The sequence below is a fragment of the Corynebacterium gottingense genome (assembly GCF_002285125.1).
GTDB lineage: Bacteria > Actinomycetota > Actinomycetes > Mycobacteriales > Mycobacteriaceae > Corynebacterium > Corynebacterium gottingense.
The window spans coordinates 169,458-187,717 of sequence record NZ_NSGN01000002.1 but is presented as its reverse complement, the minus strand read 5'-3'; the positions used below and the strand labels follow the sequence as shown (position 1 = coordinate 187,717).

17 protein-coding genes and 1 tRNA gene are annotated in these 18,260 nt (G+C 67.6%); 7 read left to right on the top strand and 11 right to left on the bottom strand.

Annotated features, from left to right (window positions below; translation table 11 throughout):
* Positions 1-62 precede the first annotated feature (62 nt).
* Both cmtR and CKJ82_RS03035 read left to right on the top strand, forming a co-directional pair.
* Positions 63-422: a Cd(II)/Pb(II)-sensing metalloregulatory transcriptional regulator CmtR gene (gene cmtR, locus CKJ82_RS03040; RefSeq protein WP_095275948.1), complete on the top strand. Its 360-nt coding sequence runs from the start codon at positions 63-65 to the stop codon at positions 420-422.
* Positions 419-1,021, top strand: coding sequence for a cadmium resistance transporter (locus CKJ82_RS03035; RefSeq protein ID WP_095535075.1), 603 nt, complete (start codon positions 419-421; stop codon positions 1,019-1,021). The genes cmtR and CKJ82_RS03035 overlap by 4 nt, the downstream gene beginning before the upstream one ends.
* Positions 1,022-1,342: 321 nt before the next feature.
* On the opposite strand, the gene CKJ82_RS03030 is transcribed toward CKJ82_RS03035, so the two are convergent.
* The 5 genes from CKJ82_RS03030 to CKJ82_RS03010 all read right to left on the bottom strand — a co-directional run bounded on the left by CKJ82_RS03030 (position 1,343) and on the right by CKJ82_RS03010 (position 6,472).
* Positions 1,343-1,416: transfer RNA gene (locus tag CKJ82_RS03030), tRNA-Arg, on the bottom strand.
* 315 nt (positions 1,417-1,731) lie between these two features.
* A complete protein-coding gene (locus tag CKJ82_RS03025; RefSeq protein ID WP_095275952.1) occupies positions 1,732-2,385 on the bottom strand; it encodes a LutC/YkgG family protein in 654 nt (217 codons plus the stop codon).
* Positions 2,386-2,387: 2 nt separating this feature from the next.
* A complete protein-coding gene (locus tag CKJ82_RS03020) occupies positions 2,388-3,956 on the bottom strand; it encodes a LutB/LldF family L-lactate oxidation iron-sulfur protein (RefSeq protein WP_205691352.1) in 1,569 nt (522 codons plus the stop codon).
* Positions 3,953-4,738 carry a (Fe-S)-binding protein gene (locus tag CKJ82_RS03015; protein ID WP_095536967.1) on the bottom strand — a complete coding sequence of 262 codons (786 nt, stop codon included), beginning with the start codon at positions 4,736-4,738 and terminating at the stop codon, positions 3,953-3,955. The genes CKJ82_RS03020 and CKJ82_RS03015 overlap by 4 nt, the downstream gene beginning before the upstream one ends.
* Before the next feature lie 57 nt (positions 4,739-4,795).
* Positions 4,796-6,472 carry an L-lactate permease gene (locus CKJ82_RS03010; protein WP_095535073.1) on the bottom strand — a complete coding sequence of 559 codons (1,677 nt, stop codon included), beginning with the start codon at positions 6,470-6,472 and terminating at the stop codon, positions 4,796-4,798.
* Between the two features lie 288 nt (positions 6,473-6,760).
* On the opposite strand from CKJ82_RS03010, the gene argS reads away from it, so the two are divergent.
* The 4 genes from argS (at position 6,761) to thrB (ending at position 12,169) form a co-directional block, all read left to right on the top strand.
* Complete coding sequence (gene argS, locus CKJ82_RS03005; RefSeq protein ID WP_095536966.1) at positions 6,761-8,413, top strand: arginine--tRNA ligase; 1,653 nt, start codon at positions 6,761-6,763, stop codon at positions 8,411-8,413.
* A gap of 15 nt (positions 8,414-8,428) precedes the next feature.
* Positions 8,429-9,784, top strand: a complete 1,356-nt coding sequence (lysA, locus tag CKJ82_RS03000; RefSeq protein ID WP_095536965.1) for a diaminopimelate decarboxylase — start codon at positions 8,429-8,431, stop codon at positions 9,782-9,784.
* A gap of 85 nt (positions 9,785-9,869) precedes the next feature.
* Complete coding sequence (locus CKJ82_RS02995) at positions 9,870-11,222, top strand: homoserine dehydrogenase (protein WP_095536964.1); 1,353 nt, start codon at positions 9,870-9,872, stop codon at positions 11,220-11,222.
* Positions 11,223-11,239: 17 nt separating this feature from the next.
* The gene (thrB, locus tag CKJ82_RS02990) at positions 11,240-12,169 is read left to right on the top strand and encodes a homoserine kinase (RefSeq protein WP_095275963.1); all 930 of its coding nucleotides are present in this window, start codon (positions 11,240-11,242) and stop codon (positions 12,167-12,169) included.
* 10 nt (positions 12,170-12,179) lie between these two features.
* Here thrB and CKJ82_RS02985 read toward each other — a convergent pair whose 3' ends face one another.
* Genes CKJ82_RS02985 through CKJ82_RS02970 form a run of 4 tightly spaced genes read right to left on the bottom strand, consistent with a single transcriptional unit; the run spans position 12,180 to position 15,305 of the window.
* Positions 12,180-13,190: a ThiF family adenylyltransferase gene (locus CKJ82_RS02985; RefSeq protein WP_095536963.1), complete on the bottom strand. Its 1,011-nt coding sequence runs from the start codon at positions 13,188-13,190 to the stop codon at positions 12,180-12,182.
* The gene (locus CKJ82_RS02980; RefSeq protein WP_095536962.1) at positions 13,183-13,653 is read right to left on the bottom strand and encodes a molybdenum cofactor biosynthesis protein MoaE; all 471 of its coding nucleotides are present in this window, start codon (positions 13,651-13,653) and stop codon (positions 13,183-13,185) included. Before CKJ82_RS02980 ends, CKJ82_RS02985 begins: the two co-directional genes overlap by 8 nt.
* Positions 13,643-14,116, bottom strand: a complete 474-nt coding sequence (locus CKJ82_RS02975) for a MogA/MoaB family molybdenum cofactor biosynthesis protein (protein WP_095536961.1) — start codon at positions 14,114-14,116, stop codon at positions 13,643-13,645. The genes CKJ82_RS02980 and CKJ82_RS02975 overlap by 11 nt, the downstream gene beginning before the upstream one ends.
* Before the next feature lie 25 nt (positions 14,117-14,141).
* Positions 14,142-15,305: a molybdopterin molybdotransferase MoeA gene (locus tag CKJ82_RS02970; RefSeq protein ID WP_095536960.1), complete on the bottom strand. Its 1,164-nt coding sequence runs from the start codon at positions 15,303-15,305 to the stop codon at positions 14,142-14,144.
* A 40-nt stretch (positions 15,306-15,345) separates the two neighbouring features.
* Between CKJ82_RS02970 and CKJ82_RS02965 the strand changes: the two genes are divergently transcribed.
* Complete coding sequence (locus CKJ82_RS02965; protein ID WP_095536959.1) at positions 15,346-15,600, top strand: MoaD/ThiS family protein; 255 nt, start codon at positions 15,346-15,348, stop codon at positions 15,598-15,600.
* 29 nt (positions 15,601-15,629) lie between these two features.
* On the opposite strand, the gene CKJ82_RS02960 is transcribed toward CKJ82_RS02965, so the two are convergent.
* Positions 15,630-17,444 carry an ATP-binding cassette domain-containing protein gene (locus CKJ82_RS02960; RefSeq protein ID WP_240510654.1) on the bottom strand — a complete coding sequence of 605 codons (1,815 nt, stop codon included), beginning with the start codon at positions 17,442-17,444 and terminating at the stop codon, positions 15,630-15,632.
* Positions 17,411-18,154, bottom strand: coding sequence for a molybdate ABC transporter substrate-binding protein (modA, locus tag CKJ82_RS02955; protein WP_240510653.1), 744 nt, complete (start codon positions 18,152-18,154; stop codon positions 17,411-17,413). Before modA ends, CKJ82_RS02960 begins: the two co-directional genes overlap by 34 nt.
* Positions 18,155-18,260 lie beyond the last annotated feature (106 nt).

The following is an 18,260-nucleotide window of genomic DNA, read 5'->3' as shown; positions in this document are numbered from 1 at the left end:
GCACACAGCTGCACCGCTACCCGGAATTTGACTAGTTCAGTGCTCGCTGTATAGTTCAGTGCATGCTGACTATTGCTTCACGTCTCGACGTGATGAACCGCCTGGGTCGTGCACTGGCCGACCCCACTCGATCGCGGATCATCTTGACCTTGCTCGACCATCCCGCTTACCCGGCGGAACTGGCTCGAGCTTTGAATCTGACACGCCCGAATGTGTCCAACCACCTGGCATGTCTGCGCGATTGCGGGATTGTCGTCTCCGAGCCCGAGGGGCGTCGGACGCGATATGAGATCGCCGATCCGCACTTGGCGCAGGCGCTGACTGCATTGGTCGATGCCTCCTTGGCAGTAGACGAAGACGCCCCGTGCATCGATCCCGCCTGCTCGCTTCCCGGGTGCTACACAGCTGGGGAGGGCGCATGATCCTCACCGCAGTCTTGCAGGCGATAGGCCTGTTCGCAGCTACCAACATCGACGACATCATCGTGCTCTCTCTCTTCTTCGCGCGAGGGGCAGGCCAGCGCGGCACAACCGCGCGCATTATGGCCGGCCAGTACCTCGGATTTGCCGGCATCCTCGTCGCCGCGATCCTTGTGACCATCGGCGCCGGAGCATTTTTGCCCCCGGCAGCTATTCCATACTTTGGTCTCATCCCTCTGGGCATCGGCCTCTGGGCCGCATGGGAGGCTTGGCGCGGAGACGATGACGACGATGACGACGAGGCCAAGGTTGCCGGCAAGAAGGTCGGCGTTTGGACAGTCGCAGGCGTCACGTTTGCCAACGGTGGCGACAACATTGGCGTCTACACCCCTGTATTCCTCAGCGTGGAACCTCTCGCAGTAGTCGCCTACTGTGTTATCTTCCTCGCGCTCGTTGCGGTCCTGGTGGCCCTGGCAAAGTTCGTCGCCACCCGCCCCCCGATCGCGGAAGTGCTCGAACGCTGGGAGGGCATCCTCTTTCCCGTCGTTCTCATCGGCCTCGGCATCGTGATCCTCGTCAGTGGCGGAGCCTTCGGGCTCTGACGTAGCGGCAGCGTTCCAAACGGTCCTGACCGGGCGCACCCCTCTCGGTTCAGCCCCCAACAACTACCCGCAGCCAGTCCCGCGTGATCACAGCAACAAGACCGCTATGACGGGCTGCAAAAACCGCGCCACCAGATGAGTACGGAAACTCTTCCGCGGCTCGGTCCGCGCTCATAAACAATCCGCGCTATAACCCGAGCAGGAACGGCGTTCAGACAAAGAAAAATGACCCCTCCGAACGAACGGAGCGGGTCATTTTTGTGTTCGCGGCCGTATTCCTTCGGTCGACAGGAGGTTTCGTGAAACCCCCACTTCACAGCGTGTCCCCGACAGGATTCGAACCTGCGACCTTCGGTACCGGAAACCGATGCTCTCATCCACTGAGCTACGGAGACAGTGCTTCACCAGCGCACATGTGCGCGGAAAAGCAATACGGTAAAGGGTAGCACTTGGGGTGGGCGGGGGAGTAATCGGCCTGGTCGGTGGCGTCGACAAGCGGATGCGACAGGGTCCGGAATTTCCTAAGCACGTCTATGGAATGGGCCAGGGAGTTTTCACGGATTTGCAGGGGTGGTGTCGCATGATGATTGTGCGCCTTTGAGGAGGCGTGACACGGGAAACAATGACAGCAGAACGGCCGGTACCGAAAGGTACCGGCCGTTTTGTGTGTGTGGACCGCTGGAGGGCGAAGCCTTAGCGGTCCTGGCGCTCTAGTGAACGACCATCACGATCAGGTCGCGGGGGCCGTGCACGCCCTCGACGCGGACCAGTTCGATGTCGGAGGTTGCGGACCCACCGGAAATCATGGTGGCGGGCTTCTCCGGGTCGATGCGGCTCATCATCTCCGGGACGCCGTAGACCAGCGAGTCCGGGCGGACGATGACCACGTGGCGGTCGGGCACGAGCGAGAGCGCGCGGCGGCCGCAGAGGTCGCCGGACTCGAGCACGATGGAACCCGTCTGCGCGGAGGTGACCTGGGAGTCGGTCACTGCGGCGCCGATGTCGCCAAGCTGGCGCGGGTCGGACGCGGGATCGTCCGCGCGCGCCTCGCCGTCGAACTCAGCGAACAGGGAGGCGTCCAGGCCCGGGGCGTAGACGATGTCCTTCGCGCCGCGCTCGGCGAGGATCTTGGCGATGTTGGACGCGAGGTCCGCCTCGGACGTCTCAACGACGCTGGCTTTATAGTCCAGCAGGCGGTCGATGAGGATCTCACGGAGCTGCTCCGGGGTGTGATCGGAGGTGGTGCGGTACTCGCGCACTGCCTCGACGTGGGACGGGGCCTCGGAGAGCTGCTGCGCATCGCGGACGCGCTTGAGAATCTCCTTCTTTGCGTCCTCGTTACGGGAGGAAACGTTCGGTGCCATGCTTACTTATCCTCTCCGGTGTTCGGGTCGACAAAGTTGGTGGCGTGCGACTCGGAGTCGCGCCCCGGGACGCCGCGCTTGCGCTCGGCGGCGAGCAGGTCGCGCGCCTCGTCCGTCTCCCACCACTGGCGGAAGGACTTCTTCGGCGGCACGGCCACGTCGCGGTACTCCGTCCATGCTGACAGCGGCGCCGGCATGGACGAGATCTCGCCCTTGAAGCCGCCGAGGATGCGGCCGAGCGCGACCATGCGCACTGCCTTGTCCCACAGCTTCGGGTTGCCCCACATGGTGCCGATGAGGCCGAAGGCCTTGGACTCCATGAACGGACGGTGCTGCTCCACCTTCTGGTGGCGCATCTCCAGCAGGATGTCCGTGATCGGGATCTTCACCGGGCAGACCTCGTTGCAGCGGCCGCACAGGGACGACGCGTACGGCAGGGAGGAGTTCGGATCATCCAGGTCCTCCATGCCGGTCAGCTGCGGGGTGAGGATGGCGCCGATCGGGCCCGGGTAGGTGGAGCCGTAGGAGTGTCCACCCGCGCGCTCGTAGACCGGGCAGACGTTCAGGCAGGCGGAGCAGCGGATGCACTTGAGGGCCTCGCGGCCGATCTCGTTGGACAGCGCCGCGGTGCGGCCGTTGTCCAGCAGCACGATGTGGAAGTTCTGCGGGCCGTCGCCCTCGGTCACGCCGGACCAGAGGGAGGTGTACGGGTTCATGCGCTCACCGGTGGAGGAGCGCGGCAGGAGCTGCAGGAAGACCTCCAGGTCCTGGAACTTCGGCACGAGCTTCTCAACGCCCATGACGGAGATGAGGGTCTCCGGCATGGTCAGGCACATGCGGCCGTTGCCCTCGGACTCCACGATGGAGACGGTGCCGGTCTCAGCAACACCAAAGTTCACGCCGGAGATAGCGACCTTCGCCTTCATGAACTGCTCGCGCAGGTACTGGCGGGCAGCCTCTGCCAGCTCGGCCGGGTCCGAAGTGAGGGACTCGTCCGTGTTGGGCATCTTATCGACGAAGATGTTTCGGATCTCAGCGCGGTTGCGGTGAATCGCCGGCACCAGGATGTGGGAGGGGAAGTCCTCGCCGAGCTGCACGATCAGCTCCGCAAGGTCGGTCTCCTGCGCGGTGATGCCGCGCTTTTCCAGCTCCTCGTTGAGGGCGATCTCCTGGGTGGCCATGGACTTGATCTTGACCACGTCGGTCTCGCCGGTTTCGCGGATGAGACCCTCGATGATGTCGTTGGCCTCGGCGGCGTCGCGCGCCCAGTGGATGTGGCCGCCGCGGGCGGTCACGTTGCGCTCGAACTCCTCGAGCAGCTCCGGCAGGCGCGCGCCGACGTCCTGCTTGATGGTGGAACCTGCGGTGCGCAGCTCCTGCCAGTCATCCAGCTCGTCGACAACCTCCTGGCGCTTCACGCGAATCGCGGTGGTGGCGTAGTTCAGGTTGCGGCGCTTGGTGACGTTGTCCAGCTCGTGGTGCGCAGCCTTCTGGAACTTCTCGGTGCCACGCAGGTGGTTGGGGCCAGCCGCGTGGGGCGGCATCTGGGGTTTGCCAAGTGCAACTTTCACAGCATGGTCTCCTTCGAGTAAGCGGCCGACTTGGGAGTCCACGGGTGTTCCTTCGTGGAGGCGAGGATCTCGGCCATGTGCAGGGCGCGGACGCCCGAGTGCTGGCGGCTCATGGAGCCGGCGATGTTCATGAGGCAGGAGGAGTCACCGGCGGTGACGAACTCGGCCTGGGTCTCCTTGATGTGGCGGGTCTTGTCAGAGACCATCGCGGCGGACACCTCAGACATCTTCACCGCGAAGGTGCCGCCGAAGCCGCAGCACTCCTCGCGGTTGGGCAGCTCCACCAGCTCGAGGCCCTCGACTGCGCGTAGCAGCTTGTAGGGGCGATCGCCAACTTCCAGGAAGCGGCGGGAGTGGCAGGACTCGTGGTAGGTGACGCGGTGGGGGAAGAACGCTCCGACGTCCTCGGTCCCTGCGACGTCGATGAGGAACTCGGAGAGTTCGTAGGTCTTCTTGGAGGCCTTCTTCGCGCCGTCAACCAGCGCGGAGCTGCCGTAACGGTCGGCCAGGAAGACATGCTGTTCGCGGACAGCGCCAGCGCAGGAGCCGGAGGGTGCCACGACGTAGTCAATGGACGGGTCGGCGAATGCGTCGACATAGGACTCGACGATCGGGACGGCTTCCTTCTGGTAACCGGTGTTGACGTGCATCTGGCCGCAACACGTTTGACCTTCTGGGAAGACGACCTCGTAGCCCAGACGGGACAGCACGAGGGCGGTTGCCTTGTGTGCGTCCGGGAACAGAGCGTCGCCGATACAAGTAGAAAACAGTGCTACTCGCAAAGTGGACTCCTTAGAAAAATTGCTGCTGTCGGTTCATCCGACAGCCGGGCGGGTGCATTATACGGCAGGTGCCAGGAAGCTGAGAATGTTGGTCTGGAGGAAGACCATCACGCAGACGGCGAGCAAGAAGATAAACGAGTAGCCGACAACCTTCTTGAAAATCTCCGATTCCTTGCCCTCCATGTCTACCGCTGTTGCGGCGATCGCGAGCGACTGAGGCGAAACCATCTTGCCCACAACACCACCGGTAGTGTTGGCGGCGAGCATGAGATCCGGGTTGAGATTCAGCTGATCAGCGGCTGTGACCTGCAGTTTGGCAAAGAGTGCGTTGGCAGAAGTATCGGACCCGGTCACGGCGACACCCACCCAACCCAATATGGGGGCAGCGAAGGCGAAGAACCCACCCAGGTTGGCAAAGAACTCGCCAATGGTCACCGTCTGGCCGGAGTAGTTCATCACGTAGGCGAGTGCAAGAACGAGCACGATGGTGGCGGCGGACCAGCGCATGCGGTACATGGTGTCCGTCAGCTCCTTGCCCACCTGGCCCCAGGTCAGCGAGTAGCGGCCGTTCTCGTTGAACATGATGTAGGCCAGGGCGACGATGAGGCCGGAGATGACCAGTAGCGTGCCCGGGTTGTTGAGGTAGGCGAAGGAGTAGTCGGCCTTGACGTCGGCGCCGTTGGCGTCGAGAAGCGAGCCCTGCGGCAGGCCCGGCCAGGGGAAGGTGACCTTGAAGGAGCTCAGCCACTCGGGGATGGTGGAGCCCAGGTTGGCCAGGCCGAAGATGACCACGACGACGGCGTAGGGCATGAGTGCCATCCAGATGCGGTTGCCGGGCAGCTCGACCTCGTCGGGGTTCTCCGAGCGCGGGAGCTCAAGGCGTTCGCGCATGTCGGCGATGCCCTTCGGCTGCCAGAAGCGGAGCAACAGGAAGGCTGCGCCGAGCGCGACGATGCAGGCGACGACGTCAGTGAGCTGGTAGGCGAAGAAGTTCGAGGTGAACCACTGCGCGATACCGAAGGAGAGGCCGATAACCAGGGCTGCGGGTGCGGTCTCGCGGACGCCGCGCATGCCGTCGATAATGCCGGCGATGATGAAGGGGACGAAGAACGCCAGGAAGGGGGTCTGGTGGCCGACGATGGCAGCGATGTTCTCGGTCTGCTCGAGGGTGCGGCCGCCGACCTCGCCAGCGGTGGTAATCGGGATGGCGACGGCGCCGAACGCAACCGGCGCGGTGTTGGCAATCAGCACGATCGTTGCGGCGCGCAGCGGCTTGATGCCCAGGGCGAGAATCATGGTCGCGGTAATGGCGACGGGGGCGCCGAAGCCTGCGAGGGCCTCGAGCAGTCCGCCGAAGCAGAACGCGATGAGCATGGCCTGGATGCGCACGTCACCGTGGCCCATCTTGTCAAACACGAGCCGCAAATCTTCGAAGCGGCCCGAGGCGACCGTGATTTGGTAGAACCAGATCGCCGCCATGATGACAAAGACGATGGGGAGCAGGCCGAACAGGCCGCCGCGGAAGGCAGAGGAAATGGCCATTCCCGCGGGCATGTTGAAGCCAAAGATGGCGACCAGCAGGGCGGCGACGAGGGCGACGAGGCCGGAGAGGTGCGCGCTGGCTTTCACGCCCAGCAGCATGATGAAGAAGGTGAGCAGCGGGATCGCCGACACCAATGCGGAAAGGCCGACGCTGCCCCCGACTGCGTCGGTGAAGACCTGGAACTGGTCCATGTTTGCGCTCCTTGGTTGGAAGGAAATGTATGAAATGCCACGCGGGGCGGTCCCCTGTGTGTGCGCCGACATTCTCACGGAATTATGACACGCGAGTAAACGTATTCGCAGGAGAATTTTGAGAAAAGTACATTCAACGCGAAACTATTCTGAGCTGGGGCGACGCCGGAGACGGGGGTGTAAAAGGTGGCCAGACGGGGGAGGAGGTACCACCATGCGAACCGGGAAACGTGGTGCGCACGCGGGCCATGGAGAGAATGCGGTAGGGGTGAATTAGACTTGCACCCCATGACGCCAGCAGACCTTTCTCAGCTCATCAGGACGACGACCGTTTCCGTGCTCAAGCAGCACGACCTCGACGCATCCGTAGTGCCGGACAACGTCACCGTGGAGCGCCCGCGCAACCCGGAGCACGGCGACTACGCCACCAACATCGCGCTGCAGGTGGCCAAGAAGGCGGGGACCAACCCGCGCGAGCTCGCCACCTGGCTGGCCGAGGCGCTGTCGTCGGACGATGCAGTGGACACCGCCGAGGTCGCGGGCCCCGGGTTCCTCAACCTGCGCCTGGCATCCGCCGCGCAGGGGCGCCTGGTTGGCCAGATCCTGGACACGGGAGAGGGCTTCGGCGGCTCGACCCTGTACGAGGGTGAGAAGATCAACCTCGAGTTCGTCTCTGCAAACCCGACCGGCCCGATCCACCTGGGCGGCACCCGCTGGGCTGCTGTGGGCGATTCGCTGGGGCGCGTGCTGGAGGCCTCCGGCGCCGAGGTGACCCGCGAGTATTACTTCAACGACCACGGCGGGCAGATCGACCGCTTTGCCCGCTCCCTCGTGGCCGCGGCGAAGGGGGAGCCGACCCCCGAGGACGGTTACGGCGGGGACTACATCAAGGAGATTGCGGGCGCTGTCGTCGATAAGCATGCCGATGCACTCGACGGCGATGACGCGCAGGTGCAGGAAAATTTCCGCGCGGCTGGCGTGGAGATGATGTTTGCGCAGATCAAGGAGTCGCTGCACGAGTTTGGCGTGGACTTCGACGTGTTCTTCCACGAGAATTCACTGTTCGAGTCGGGCGCGGTGGACAAGGCGATCCAGACGCTGAAGGACAATGGGAACCTCTACGAGGCCGAGGGGGCCTGGTGGCTGCGCTCGAGCGACTTCGGCGACGACAAAGACCGCGTGGTGCTGAAGTCCGACGGCAACGCCGCCTACATTGCGGGCGATATTGCCTACGTGGCGGACAAGTTTGATCGCGGCCACGACCTGGCCATCTACATGCTCGGCGCGGACCACCACGGCTACATCGCGCGACTGCGGGCCGCAGCGCAGGCGCTGGGCTACAACCCGGAGGCCGTCGAGGTGCTCATCGGCCAGATGGTGAACCTGGTGCGCGACGGCAAGCCGGTGAAGATGTCCAAGCGCGCGGGCACGATCATCACGCTGGATGATCTTGTGGACGCCATCGGTGTGGACGGCGCGCGCTACTCGCTGGTCCGCTCCTCCGTCGACTCCAGCTTGGACATCGACCTGGACCTGTGGACGAAGCAGTCCAGCGACAACCCGGTCTACTACGTGCAGTACGGCCACGCGCGCCTGTGCTCGCTGGCACGCAACGCGCAGGACGCCGGCGTGAGCGCCGAGGGCGCGGACTTCGCGCTGCTCACGCACGAGAAGGAGGGTGACCTGATCCGCACGCTCGGCGAGTTCCCGGCAGTGGTCAAGGCCGCCGCCGAGCTGCGCGAGCCGCACCGCATTGCCCGCTACGCCGAGGAGCTGGCGAGCTCCTTCCACAAGTTCTACGACTCCTGCCAGGTCCTGCCGAAGGCCGGCGAGGACACCGCCCCGATCCACAGCGCGCGCTTCGCGCTGTCTATGGCCACCCGCCAGGTGCTGGAAAACGCGCTGCGCATGGTCGGCGTGTCCGCTCCGGAGCGGATGTAGGGGGGCTGGCGCACCATGGATAATGCTGTAGAAACCCCGTCTGCGCAGCAGTTTAATGAGCTCCCCGCGCACGTCTGGCCCCGCAACGCGGCGCGCCAGGAGGATGGCGTGATCACCATCGCGGGTGTGCCACTGCCCGAGATCGCCGCGGAGTACGGCACGCCCGTCATGGTGGTGGACGAGGACGATTTCCGTTCGCGGTGCCGCGACATGGCAGAGGCGTTCGGCTCCGCCCGCAACGTGCACTACGCGTCGAAGGCGTTTTTGACCCGCCACATCGCCCGCTGGGTTGACGAGGAAGGCCTGGCCCTCGACGTAGCGAGCGAGAACGAGCTGCGCATCGCGCTGGCCGCCGATTTCCCGCCGGAGCGGATCACGGTCCACGGCAACAACAAGTCCGCCAGCTTCCTGCGCCTGTGCCTGGACGCCGGCGTGGGCCACGTGGTGATCGACTCCCGCCAGGAACTCACCGAACTCGCGGCGCTGGCGGAAGAGTGCGGCAAGGTGCAGGACGTCTTCGTCCGCGCCAAGCCGGGCGTGGACGCGCACACGCACGAGTTCATCGCCACCAGCCACGAGGACCAGAAGTTCGGCCTGTCGCTCGCCTCCGGCTCGGCGTATGAGGCCGCGGCCGCCGCGATCCGCTCGCCGCACCTGGAGCTCACCGGCCTGCACTGCCACGTAGGCTCCCAGGTCTTCGACGCGGAGGGCTTCAAGCTCGCCGCCCAGCGCGTCCTTGGCCTCTACGCCCAGATCTGGAAGGAGCAGGGCGTCGCGCTCAAGTTCCTCGACTTAGGCGGCGGCTACGGCATTGCATACATGAACGGCGAGGAACCGCTTGACGTCGAGGCGGTGGCGAAGGACCTCCTGCGCGAGGTCCAGCACGTCGCCGACGACCTGGGCATCGAGGCCCCCACGGTGGTGGTCGAGCCCGGCCGCGCCATCGCGGGCCCGTCCACGGTAACGGTGTACCGCGCCGGCATCGTCAAGGACGTCCACACCTCGTACACCGCGACGCGCCGCTACATCGCGGTCGACGGCGGCATGAGCGATAACATCAGGCCAGCGCTCTACGCATCGCTTTACGACGCCCGCGTGGCCAACCGCTTCACCGAGGGCACCCCGGTGCCGACGCGCCTGGTCGGCTCGCATTGCGAGTCTGGCGACATCCTGGTGGAAAACGCCGCGTGGCCCGACGACATTGCGTCCGACGACCTTATCGCCATCGCGGCGACGGGCGCGTACTGCTACTCCATGAGCTCGAACTACAACTCCTTCGGGCGCCCGGCCGTGGTTGCCGTGCGCGCGGGGCAGGTAAAACCCATGGTCAGGCGCGAAACGGTCGAGGACATTTTGGCCCGCGAATATTAACACCGGTACCCGGCCCCGAAAAAGTAGACCAAGCGGTACACTGTGCCGGGTACGCAGACCCGTTACTTGAGGAGAGGGAACACGCATGACCGTCGCAAGCGTCGAAGGCCACAACGGCAACTACCCGGGCAAGGGGATTGGACACGCCGTGGGCGTGGCCGTGCTGGGCAAGGGCACCGTGGGCACCGAGGTGCTGCGCCTGCTCAAGGAGTTTTCTGACAGCCTGGAGCAGCGCGTCGGCGGTCCGCTCGAGGTCCGCGGCGTCGCCGTGTCCAACCTGGACAAGCACAAGGACGCACCGGAAGTCCAGGGCGTGTACCTGACCGATGATGCCTCGGAGCTGGTCACGCGCGACGACGTCGACGTCGTCGTGGAGCTGATCGGTGGCATCGATTACCCGCGCGAGCTGGTGCTCAAAGCGCTGCACGCGGGGAAGTCCGTCGTGACCGCTAACAAGGCGCTGGTGGCGGCGCACGGCTCCGAGCTGGCGGACGCCGCCAACGAGGCCGGCGTGGACCTCTACTACGAGGCGGCCGTCGCTGCGGCCATCCCCGTGGTTGGCATGCTGCGCCGCTCGCTGGCGGGCGACAAGGTGGAGCGGATCTCCGGCATCGTCAACGGCACCACCAACTTCATCCTGGACGCCATGGCGTCGACTGGCGCGAGCTACGAGGACGCGCTGGCGGAGGCGACCCGCCTGGGCTACGCCGAGGCCGACCCGACCGCGGATGTGGAGGGCCACGACGCGGCGTCGAAAGCCGCGATCCTTGCGTCCATGGGCTTCCACACCCGCGTGACCTTTGACGATGTGTACTGCGAGGGGATCTCCAAGATCACTGCGGATGACATCGCGGCGGCGAAGAAGTCGAACCAGACGATCAAGCTGCTGGCCATCTGCGAGCGGCTGTACGACGACGCGGGCAACACCACCGCCGTCAACGCCCGCGTCCACCCGACCCTGGTGCCCAACGAGCACCCGCTGGCCACGGTGGATAAGTCCTACAACGCCATCTTCGTGGAGGCGGAGGCGGCCGGGCGCCTCATGTTCTACGGCAACGGCGCCGGCGGTGCGCCCACGGCGTCGGCGGTGCTCGGCGACCTGGTCGGCGCCGCCCGCAACAAGGTGCACGGCGGCCGCGCCCCCGCGGAGAACCCCTACGCCGACTACGACGTCGTGGCCTTCGATGAGGTCCCCACGCGCTACCACATCAACATGACGGTCTCCGACCGCGTCGGCGTGCTGGCCGACCTCGCTCGGCACTTTGCCGACGACGGCGTCTCGCTCTCCGCGGTGCGCCAGGAAGAGTCCGGGAACGAGGCCCACCTCATCGTGGTCACCCACAAGGCGTTGGAGAAGGACCTGCGCGCGATTGTGCAGAGGCTTTCTGAGCATGACGCCGTCCAGGCGGTTAACTCCGTCATCCGTCTCGACTCCTAAGGGAGGAAAGGAACGCAATGCCCACCGACCTGCAAGTAGGCCTCAAGGCCACCGTGACCGTCCCGGGTTCCTCCGCGAACCTGGGCCCGGGGTTTGACACCCTGGGCATCGCCGTGAGCATCTACGACACGGTGGAGGTCGAGGTCACCGCGTCCGGGCTGGACGTACAGATCTTTGGCGAGGGCGCCGACGAGCTGCCGCGTGACAACTCCCACCTGGTGGTGAAGGCGATCCGCTCCGGGCTCAAGGCGGCTGACGTTGAGGCACCGGGGCTGAAAGTGACCTGCAACAACAACATCCCGCAGTCGCGCGGCCTCGGGTCCTCCGCGGCCGCCGCGGTGGCGGGCGTTGTCGCCGCGAACACGCTCGCGGGCGGTCCGCTGAGCACCGACGAGATCGTCCAGCTGTCCAGCGAATTCGAGGGGCACCCCGACAACGCCGGCGCGTCCGTACTCGGCGCGGCAGTCGTGTCCTGGACGGAAATCCCGGTGGACGGGCGCTCCCTGCCCGAGTATCGGGCTGTGGGCGTAGACGTCGACCCGCGGATCCGCGCCTACGCGCTGGTCCCGGACTTCCACGCCTCCACCAACGCGGTGCGCAAGGTGCTGCCCAGCCACGTCACGCACACGGACGCGCGCTTCAACGTGTCGCGCACCGCGGTGATGACGGTAGCGATTCAGAACCACCCGGAGCTGCTCTGGGAGGGCACCCGCGACCGCCTGCACCAGCCGTACCGGTCCGACGTACTCCCGGTGACGGCGGAGTGGGTCAACCGCCTGCGCAACCGCGGCTACGCCGCGTACCTGTCCGGCGCCGGCCCGACCGCGATGGTGCTGTGCACCGAGCCCGTCGACGAGGCGATCCTGGACGAGGCCCGCGCCGCCGGCCTGCGCGTGCTGGACCTCGAGGTCGCCGGCCCAGTCAAAGCCGAGCTGACGAGCGACTAGGGGCGAGCGCCTAGCGCCGCAGGCCGTCCATCCCGCCGCGCAGGCTTGCCACCCCGCGCACGCCCCGAGCCTCGAGCGCGGCGACCGCCCGCGCGGAGCGGGCGCCCGAGGCACAGATGAGCACCCCGCCGCCTGCTAACTCCGGCGGGGTGTAGCCGTCGAGGACCCTGCCCAGCGGCACGTTGATCGCGCCCCGGATGTGGTCGGTGGCGTATTCGGAGGGCTCGCGGACGTCGATAAGCACTGCCCCCGGCGATATGCTGCCTACTTCCGTGGGCCCGTGCGGTGGGTCAAGCTCGCGGACGCGCTCGGTCACGGCTGGGTCCGCATTAAGCGGGACGTATTCCCAAGTGCCGGCGAGGCCGTCGAAGTAACCGAGCGTGCCCACGAGCGGCGTGCCGATACCGATGGCGAGCTTGAGCGCCTCCATCGCCATCGCGGAGCCGACGACGCCGACGAGCGGACCAAGCACGCCCGCCTGCGAGCACGACGGGACCGAGCCGGGTGGCGGCGGGGCGGGGAAGAGGTCCTCGTAGACGGGGCCGTGGCCGGCCCAGAAGACGGAGAGCTGCGCCTCGACACCGAGGATGGAGCCCCAGATGTGCGGGATGCCCAGGCGTGCCGCCGCGTGAGAGATGACGTGGCGGGTGTCAAAGTTGTCGGAGCCGTCGAGGACCATGTCTGCGCTGGCGAGCTGCGCCACGGCGTTGTCCCATGTCAGGCGCGTGCGGACCGGGTCGACCTCCGTGTCGGGGTTGAGGGCTTCGAGCGCGTCCATGGCGGAGAGCACTTTAGCGTCGCCGACGGTGCCGGTGGTGTGGATGACTTGGCGGTGCAGGTTGGAGAGGGCGACCGCGTCGTCGTCGATAAGCACGATGCTCCCGACGCCCGCGCCCGCGAGGTAGAGGAGGGCGGGGGAGCCGAGGCCGCCCGCGCCGACGACGGCGATGCGCGCGCCGCGGAGTTTCTGCTGGGCGGCCTCGCCGATGAGCGCGGTTTGGCGCACGTAGCGGCTATCCATCAATGCCCACCCACTGGGTCTCGCCGCTGGCCATGACCTGCCGTTTCCAGATCGGCACCTCGGACTTGACGCGGTCGGCGGTTGTCTCGCACGCGTCGAAGGCGTCGCCGCGGTGCGCGCTGGCGGCGAGGACGAGGAAGGCGAGCTTGCCGATGGGCACCTCGCCCGTGCGGTGCGCGGTGAAGAGGCGGACGGGGTGGGCGGCCGCGACCTCCGCGGCGACGCGCCGCAGCTCATCGGTGGCGCTGGGGTGCGCCTCGTAGGTGAGGGTACGGACGCGCTGGCCGCCGTCGTGGTCGCGGACAATCCCGTCGAAGCGGACGAGCGCGCCCATCGCGTCGGTGAGTGTGTCGGTGGTGGCCTGCTGTGCGAGCAGTTCGAGCGGTTGGTCCGTGACAACGGCGCCGATGACCTGGCCGGTCTGCGCGGCGACGTAGTCGGGGTCGGGGCGGCTAGTGTGCATGGTTGCCTTCCAGCTGGTCGAGGAGGTGGGGCAGGATCGGGGCGAGCACCGCGCAGCCGTCTTGCACGCCGCCGCGCGACCCGGGCAGCGCCATGATGAAGGTGCCGCGCTGGGTGATTCCGGCGACGGTGCGCGAGAGGATAGCGGTCGGGGTGGAGGCGAGACCTTGATGGTAGAAGGCGTGCGCGATCCCCGGGAGCTCGCGGTCCACGTGCGCGGCGACGGCCTCGACCGTGCGGTCGTCGGGGCTGACGCCCGTACCGCCGGAGATGAGGACGACGCTGGGCCGGCGGGCGATGGCGTCGCGTACAGCGGCGTCGATGGCGGCGTCCGCGACCACGGTGGCGTCCGGGGTGCGCAGGCCCATTCCGCGCAGGAACTCGACCGCGATCGGCCCGGATTTATCCTGGTAGATGCCTTGCGACGCCCGCGTGGACGCGACGATGACCTCTGCGTTTCTCATAGCGTCCCCATCGTACCGCCGGGCGCTACAGTGGGTACGCGGCGGCGAGCTCGCCGGCCCGCAGGGTGGCACCCGCGGGAATCCGGATGAGGTGCGTTGCCTGCGCCCCCTGCGCGAGGAGGTGTGAGCCGGGGCCGCCGATCGGCCGAATCGCCCCGTGCTTGACCGCGCCACGCAAAAACTGCTCCTTGTCCTCCAACCCCGCGACGTCGCAAGCAAGCGGCGCCAGAATCGGCTCGGGTGCGTGCCCGAGCAGCGGCGCCACGTAGGTGCGGAAGCTGACCAGCGTGGAGATTGGGTTGCCGGGCAGGCTGATCACGGGCGTCTCGGCGAAGCGGCTGAGTCCTTGCGGACCTCCCGGTTGCTGGGCCACGTGCCCGTACCAGCCCTGGCGGAAGATTTGGCGGACCACCTCGAACTTGCCGTGGCTGATCCCGCCGGAGGTGACCACTGCGTCCGGCGCGTGCTCCGCGATTGCATCCCGCACCTGCGCCTCCAGCTCGTCCGGGTCATCGCTGGTGCGCACGTGCGCTGCAACCGCGATGCCGTACCGCGACGCCAACGCCCGCAGCATCGGCCCGTTCGCGTCGGGGATCGTCGCGGGGCCGGCAGGCCTTGCGGTGACTTCGGCGCCCCCGGTGACGATGACAATCCGCGCCGCCTGCTCGACCTCGACCTCGCCGATGCCCTGGCTTGCCAGCGCGCCGACGAGCGCCGGGGTAACCGGCGCGCCCGCCGGAGCGAGCTCCTCGCCCGCCGCGATGTCGGACCCCGCCCGCCGCACGAAGGCGCCTTCTTCCGTTGCCGGCAGGCGCACGCGTTCGCCCTCGCCGACGAACTCGCCCGGGTCGCACGCCTCCACAGGCACGACCGCCCGCGTCCCGCGCGGCAGCTTCGCCCCCGTCATCACCGGCGCCGCCAGCGCGCCCAGCCCCACCGGGTACGCGGTGTCCGGGTCCGCGCCCGCAGCAACTGTGGGGCCGACTACCGCCTCGCGAGCGCCCGCCTCACCCACCGCGTACCCATCCATCTGCGAGTTTGTAAAGGACGGTTGCTGGCGCGGCGCCACGACGGCGCTAGCAAGCACCGCGTTGCGTGCGGCGGCGTTAAGCGGCGAGGTCGGCTCGCTGCGGCGCTCGCCCAGCGCTGCAGCCACCGCGGCGAAATGCGTTTCGGGGGTTCGGCTCATGGGGCCATCGTACGGCGCAGCACGCAGGTATCGTGTGAGCATGCAGATCCACTACTTCGCCGCCGCCCGCGCGGCCACCGGCACGCCGTGCGAGTACGTCCGCGAGTTCTCAACGCTCGAGCAGTTGCTTATCGACGCCACGTCGCGCCACACCGGCACCACCGATTCCGGCCAGACGCTCGCGGACATCGTGGCGCGCTGCACATTCCTCGTCGACGGCACCCGGTCGGATCCTTCCACGCTGCTGGCCGGCGCGTCGCGCGTCGACGTGCTTCCACCGTTCGCGGGTGGGTAGTGAAGTTTTTCCGCACGTGCGGAAAAACTTCACCCGTGTTCCGCCGGGATGAGCTTGACCTTCCGGGCATCTAACGTGCAGGTCACCTGCGTTCCGGGCGCGAGATCTTGCCGCAGCACCGCCTCGCGGTCCACGAGCAGCGAAACGTAGTGCTCGGTGTGCTCGGCGTCCCCGCCCACGGCCAGCTCGACGGCGGTGCCGCCTCCTGGCAGCAGTTCGACCGCGCTGACCCGCCCGCGGAGCAGGTGGGAGCCCGCGGGCTGTGGGGTGCGAATCACAGAGAGCGCGTCCGGGGGGAAGGAGGCGCGGAGGGGGCGGGGCACGGTGGTGTCGGTAAGCGGTGGCCCCTCGAGCAGGCTGAGGTCCGCGAGCAGGTTCATGCCCAGTAGGCGTGCGGAAAATGCGGTGGCGGGGGCGGCGAGCTCGTCGGCGGCGGGGCGCAGGCTGACGACGCTGCCGCTGCGCATGACGGCGACGTGGTCCGCAAGCGTCGCGACGTCGATGGCGTCGTGCGTGACCACGATCGTGGTGCGTTCGCGGGCCGTGGCCTGCAGCAGGCGGCGCCACTGGGCGGTGGTGGCGGCGTCGATGGCGGCGAGCGGCTCGTCGAGGATGAGCACGCGGGGGCGGGCGGCGAGCGCGCGGACCAGCGCGACCTGGGCGGCCTGCCCGCCGGACAGCGCGGGGACGGGGACGTCTGCCAGCGATGCGAGCCCGGCCGCGCGCAGCAGCTGCTCGGCGCTGCGGGTGACCATAGCGAGAGCGGTGCGCGGCGTCGCGGTCGGCGGCAGTGCGGGGTCCTGCGTGAGCAGCACTACGCCCCGTTGCTTTGCAACGCCCCTGGCCAGCGTCGTCTTCCCCGCGCCATTCGGCCCGATGAGCGCCGTCGTTGCGTTGGCGGGGAAGCGGGTGGCGCCGGCACGGACTTCCTCGCCGCGCGCGTCGGGGCGGGTCAGCTGACTGAGTTTCGCGGCGTCGATCGTGCCGGTTTCCCGCGGTTGTTCCGCGGGCCGGTGTCGGCCGCGCCACTGCGCGAGCGCGGCTGGCAGGGCGGTTGCCGCCAGCGCGAGGACCGCGAACCCCACCAGAATGGCGGAAAGCCCGTAGGCGAGTGACTGGTCGACCTCGCGCGCCAGGTAGATCCCCAGCGGCATGGTTCGTGTGGTGCCAGGCATGGAGCCGGCAAAGGTGAGGGTGGTGCCGAACTCGCCCAGCGAGCGGGCGAATGCGAGCCCAGCGGCGGTGACGAGAGCCGGGGCGATGGCGGGCAGGATAATCCGGCGAACGATCCGTCCCGGCGGGATCCCGACCGCCTCCGCCGAAGCGGCCACCTCCGGCCCCAGCTGGCGCAGCGCGGAATCGAGCGTGATGACCACGAAGGGCAGGGCAACGTACACGTGAGCGGCGACAACGCCGGGGAAGGCGAAGGCGAATTGCCAGTGCAGCGCGTCGAGGAGCGGGGCGGCGAGGCCCCGCCTGCCGATGAGCGCCGAGAGCGCAAGGCCCGCGACCACCGGCGGCATTGCCAGTGGCAGGAGGACGAGGAGCCGCGCCAGCGATGACCCGCGGCGGACCCGCTGGAGCCACAGCGCCAGCGGCGTGCCGAGCGCGACCGCGATGACCGTGGCAAGCATGGCCGACGCAACCGTTACCCGCAGCAGTTCGTGCGTTTCCGGTGTCCGGAGCACGGCGCCGAGGTCGGTCCACGGCACGCGCGCTCCGAGCGCAAACACGGGCAGGACGATGAGCGCGAGCGTGATCGCCGCCAGCGCCGAAACGGCTGGCGGGGTAGGGTTCGGCCGAGCGCGCATCATGCTGCCGGGGTGAAGCCGGACTGCTCCCACATCTCGCGCGCCTGCGGGCTGTGGAGTCGGTGCACCAGTTCGCCCGCCTCGCCCGGGTGCTCGGAGCTCGTGACGACGCCCGCGACCAGGGAGTTCGGGAACTCGGCGGCGTGCGGAATGTCGACGGTGTCCACGTCGCCGCCCGCCGCAGCCGCGTCGGTGCGGTACACGAACGCGGCGTCGGCTTCGCCCGAGACCACTTTGCCCAGCGTGTCTGCCACGTTGTGCTCCAGCGAGACGGGGTGAACGTCGAGCGAGTTGGCGCGGAGAAGCTGCTGCGACACCGCGCCGCAGGGGACTTGGGCGTCGCACATGACGAAGTTCACGTCGCCGCGCTCCAGGTCATCGACGCTGCGCACGCCCGCCGGGTTTCCCTTCGGCACCACGAGCACCATCGAATTCGTCGCCACGACCTCGGGATCGTGCGCTACGCCCGCGCGCACCGCGTCGTCCATGTTTTTCTCGTCGGCGGTGATGAGCACGTCGCCGGGTGCGCCGTCGCGCAGCTGCTGCACGAGGGTGGAGGAGCCTGCGTTGTTGAAGGTGAGTGGGGCGTCGATAAGCGTGCGCATCTCGTCGTTGAGGACTCTTGTCGACGCCGCGCCGAGGACGACCACCGCCTCGCTGCCGCCGGGAACGGGGTCGCTTGCGCACGAGGCGAGCAGGGATGCGAGCGCGGTCGCGGCGATGGCGGCGTGAACGGCGCGCACGGCGGCTCCTTTGTGGCGGCGAGTTGTACGGAGAGAATCTACCACGCAGGGGTGGGCGCAACGGCGCGGTGCAATGAGCCGATTTTTCCGCACAGGCGGAATTTCT